Below are 3,887 nucleotides of genomic sequence, written 5' to 3' on the forward strand. Positions count from 1 at the left end.
AAGAGGGTAATAACGGACGCGCTACAAACGCATTGACACGCGATAGCGGTACGCCAACACCAGTCAGGCAGCCAACACCACTAGACACTTACAACAACGCTATGGCTCGCAGTACCGGTGATTTGTCAGCCACAATTGCAAACCTTGACCAATTAAACGCACAAGGCGCAAGGACGAGTGCGGATATTGGTAACTTAGACACAACGCCACAACCTGATTACTCAAACGCAAGACCGACACCAGCACCGGAAGTGATTATTAATCGACCGGATGCACCATTAAACCCCGATGGAACGCCAGTGCCAACATCAGGCGCTAAGATTGAAACATTGCTTGACCTTGATAACTCAAAACCACAAACAGGTGGCGTTCCTATTGATGTGCAAGGTCTACGCGCTGAGGTGCTACGTGACTTAGGCATACCTGACGAAAGCGCCCGAAAAGGTGCTATCACAGGCGATATAACGCAGCTTGAAACCGAAAAGTCGCTATCAAAGCTCGATACCGAGGCAGGTTTACAGATGCGCGAAAAGCTAGACGCTGAGTATGGCGCTATGAATGACTATGCAAACCGTATCATTGAGGATGACATCGGCGCTCGTGCAGGTGCAAGCCCTGAAAGCCGTGGTCAGGTGGTTATTGATGCGCTTGATAACTACAAACAGTGGTACAAAGACCAAGTAGCAGCCGATTACAAAAAGGCTGACGAGGTGACAGGCGGTAAAGGTGGTATCGAGCTAACACAGTTTGCAAGCGAGCTTGGCAAGGCTAGCAACTGGGACGGTAAAGCCACCAATCAGTCGTTGCGTCGTGGTATTCGCTCATACCTTAACGAAATGCAGTTGATGAATAAAGATGGTACTGTAAAGCCGATGACAGCGCGTCAGGCTGAATCTATCCGTCAATATATCAATAGCCAGTGGTCGCCCGATAGCGCAGGTCTGATCGCTAAAGTTAACGAATCAATTGACATGGGCGTGTTCAGCAAGTTAGAAGATAGCGCCTACCTATCAGCGCGTGGACGTTATCAGCTATACAAGCAAATGTTTGAAAACCCCAAAGGCGTTGGTAAGCTGCTTGATGTTGATGGTATCAATCGAAAAGTCTCGCCTGAAAAGGTTGGGCGTGAGTTGCAGTTACTAGCAGCTAAAGATGGGGCACAGTTTAACCACATTTACGGACTGCTCGATAATGTGCCTGATGCCATCAAGCCACAAGCAGCAAGAGCAAAGGCTGAGATACAAGCAGCTATTGCGGAGTCCGTACTAGGTAAAGCAGGTCTAAAATCCGTCAATAAAGAATGGATGCAATACCGCAGACCCAACGAAGATGGTAGTTACAAGGCGTCTGCGATATTTGGTGACGACGTTGCTAAAAAGCTCGACACGTACATTGCAGGTCGTAACGTGTTGCAACATCAAGACCCAAACCCATCAGGAACGGCAACCACAGCTCGAAACATTGATGCGTGGAACAGTCCTGAAAACATGGCAGGTGGTGTTGTTGGTATGGCTGGCGGTTTGGCAGCAGGTGGTAGTCCAGCCATTGCGGTTGCAGCGGGATTGGCAGGTAAGGCTGCAACTCGCAAGATACAAAACGTGCTAACAGAGCGACAGTCACGCGCTGAGCTTGATGTTTCCTACAACCCTAAACGAGCCGAGGTTTATCGTGATGCCAACAAGAAGTTAATTAACAACGTCATTGACACTACCGAAATGAAAACGATTTTAGATGAGTTTGAGAAGAAAGTTCCTAATGAAACTAAAATTAAGGTGTTGCAGCGTAAGCTAGCAAAAACTGACGAGTGGAAAGCATACGTTAAAACGCTACCTGCAAAAGCTCGCAAAGCTGCAATTAACAATGCTGACGTACTAACTATGCTGACGCAAGGTGCAAATAGTCAAGATGATAATGCAGCACTAACGTCTTTCTGATATATTGGTGTTATTAAACAATTATTGGGGCGGTATCATGGAGAATTTTAGGCTGTTTTTAATTAGACTTTTGCAAGCTGCATGGGTTTTGGTTGGTCTTTTTTCTGTGCTCGCCTTTTTTATAGAGGGTGAGTTCAGAGTGGTCGTTGATACTGTGCTAGTGGTAGGAATACCGCTTGTTATTATTCAGTTCTTGATATTCTCACGCCTGAACCCTTACGAGTTATTCGATGGACGCATCAAAGAAAACCTACAACCTAAAGTTAATAATTAAACCTTAATCACAAACACATACCGCCCATTGAGGCGGTTTTTTATTGCCTATAAACCCACCATGCGTGGGTATTTTTTTGCCTAAATTTTGGAGAATACAATGGCATTACGCACATCATTAGTCGCGCAGCCGCATTTATATATGGGCGATACCACAGGCAGACCACTAGACGCAGGTAAGGTCTATTTTGGTGAGCCAAACAAAGACCCCGAGTATTACCCGATTGACATTTACTATGATGAAGCACTGACGATAGCAGCAATGCAGCCAGTACGCACAAAAGGCGGCTTTATGAACGCTAATGGCGACATGACAGAGGTTTATGCTTCTGAGATTGAATACAGCGTCAAAGTGCTTGATAGCTATGGGCGTCAGGTTTTCTATCAGTCAATTATGACGAAAGATAGCGCCGATAGTAGTATTAGTGTTCAGCTGCCTAAACCAAACTCCATAATGAGAACGCAGTCATCAAAAAATAGTGACACCGTTAATATTATGGATTTTGGTATCAATGCGCTTGTTGACCACACCCCTGCTTTTATCAAGGCTGGTTTGCTCGTAGACTCAACTGTCTACATCAAAGAGGGTGAGTACAATGTTAACGGCACAATACCAACTAACTGTATCTTTGAAGGGCAGGGCAAGGTTGTTATTAACCTAAATGTTAGTGGTGGTAACGACCTTAACGCTGACAGAGGGTTTTGGTTGCAAAGCGGTTCGGGTATGAAGAACGTGCATATCAAACGTGACGTAGAAGCCCCTATGATTTCAGGTATGGGTGACTACAACGGTGCTATCTGCATCGGTCAATACTACGACCCTGATGGTGTGGAGTACAAAGATATTGTTGTGGAGGATGTATTTCTTGAAGGCGTTGACGATGGTGATGCCCAAGCATGGTCTAGCATATTCCCGATAATCGGTAATGTTTCAGACGTTAAGATTAAAAACCTAAAGGTTCGAGGTCATGCGACCTTTGGTGTAATGATGCACTGGTCGGGCGATTTTGACTGGATGAGTCCACATAATAGCTTAGTGACTAAAACGTATCATCCTAGACGAATTGAAGTTGATGGGTTGGATATTGACTTAACCACAGACATTCAGAAAACCTACGGCATTGGCGGTATCTTTGTATCAGCCTGTCATGATATTACAGTCGATAATCTACGTGTCGCAAACTGTACACGACCAGTTAATGTTTACGCAGGGGATTGTGGAGATTTGGCAGCCACGGCTGATAGTAAGGGTAAAATACTTAAAAATATCCGTTTTAATGACACCACTATTATTAACCATAAGGGTATTGGTGTTTACTGTGACGGTGCAAGTCTTAAGCGGGTAAACAATACGTCATGGCTATCTGTTGCTAATAACTCGGATGTCATCTTTAACAACTTAACCATTGAGCGTGGTGAGTTAGCAGGATTAGACTACAGCTTATATATTGATAAAATGTCAGGTGTCACTGTCAATGGACTTAACTTACGTCAGGACGCAGTTTACCCCACTCAAAACAGACCTGTTATTTACGTACAGTCGTCTAGTGGTATTAAAATTAATGGTAAGACCAACACGCTAAATCCGTGGGCTATTTTTGGAAGTCGTGACGTTACTATCAACACAAACGATACTTGTATTAAACCTGCCAACGACTCTGCGAATATGGGTGGGCGTAT

3 protein-coding genes are annotated in these 3,887 nt (G+C 44.8%); all 3 read left to right on the forward strand.

Going from position 1 to position 3,887, the window contains the following annotated elements; all coding sequences use genetic code 11:
• The coding region (locus tag ABYU67_RS11905; protein ID WP_372845480.1) for a hypothetical protein at nt 1-1,934 on the forward strand (1,934 nt) is incomplete at its 5' end.
• A gap of 37 nt (nt 1,935-1,971) precedes the next feature.
• On the forward strand, nt 1,972-2,208 hold the full coding sequence (locus ABYU67_RS11910) for a hypothetical protein (protein ID WP_372845482.1): 237 nt from the start codon (nt 1,972-1,974) through the stop codon (nt 2,206-2,208).
• Between the two features lie 99 nt (nt 2,209-2,307).
• The coding region (locus ABYU67_RS11915; RefSeq protein WP_372845484.1) for a hypothetical protein at nt 2,308-3,887 on the forward strand (1,580 nt) is incomplete at its 3' end.

The sequence above is a fragment of the Psychrobacter sp. genome (assembly GCF_041554015.1).
Classification (GTDB): Bacteria; Pseudomonadota; Gammaproteobacteria; order Pseudomonadales; family Moraxellaceae; genus Psychrobacter.